Source organism: Streptomyces sp. NTH33, from assembly GCF_003236365.1.
Taxonomy (GTDB): Bacteria; Actinomycetota; Actinomycetes; order Streptomycetales; family Streptomycetaceae; genus Streptomyces.
Window position 1 is genome coordinate 1 of sequence record NZ_POTZ01001011.1, and the last position, 818, is coordinate 818.

Sequence of the window (818 nt, forward strand, 5' to 3'; positions counted from 1 at the left end):
GCCCTTACCGTGCTCTGGACGCGACCGTCACAGCCGGTGTGGCGACGGTCCCGGCGTGACGACCGGTCGGAAACGGGAGGCGCGGTGGCGGATGCGGGCGGTCCGGCACCCGGGCGGGGCCGCAGGCGCCGGACGGGCGGCGCCATGCTGGGCAGCCGTCCGGCGCACCCCGTACGCCTCCCGCCGCGAAGGCGGCCCGCTCCCGCCGCCGCGCAGTCCGAGCACACGGTCCTCTGGCTGCGCGTCGCCGCCGCCTACGCCTGGCGGCTCATCCTCGTCGGCATCGCCGTCTACGGCGTCTTCACCGTCCTCGGCCGCTTCCAGCTCATCGCCATGGCCGTCTTCCTGGCCCTGGTCGTCACCGCGGTCCTGCGTCCCCTGGCCGACCTGCTGAACCGCCTCCTGCCACGGCCGCTCAGCGTCGCCGTCGCCCTGGTCGGCAGCCTGCTCGCCCTGCTCGCCCTCTTCGTCCTCGTGGGCAGCGTGGTGGCGGGGGAGTCGGCGAAGCTGGCGAGCGAGTTCGGCGGCGGCGTCCACCGGATCGAGCGGTGGCTCGAGCGCCCGCCGTTCCGGATCAGCCCGGGCACACTCACCGGCCTGCAGAAGCAGGTCCTGTCCTACCTGTCCGCCCACCGCGCCGGCCTGCTCAGCACGGCCCTGAGCGGCTTCACCCGGCTCGTCGAACTGGTCACGGCGGTAGCCCTCGCGTTCTTCTCGTCCGTCTTCTTCATCCACTCCGGCGAGAAGCTCTGGCGGTGGGTGAGCGACGAGCTGCTGCCCGGCGGGGCCCGGCCGGTGTGGGACCGGGCGGGCCCCGC

1 protein-coding gene is annotated in these 818 nt (G+C 74.7%); it reads left to right on the top strand.

Annotated elements, in window-relative coordinates; genetic code table 11:
* Positions 1–144: 144 nt before the first annotated feature.
* Positions 145–818: AI-2E family transporter (locus C1I97_RS38155; protein ID WP_146608460.1), on the top strand; the 674-nt coding region annotated here is incomplete at its 3' end.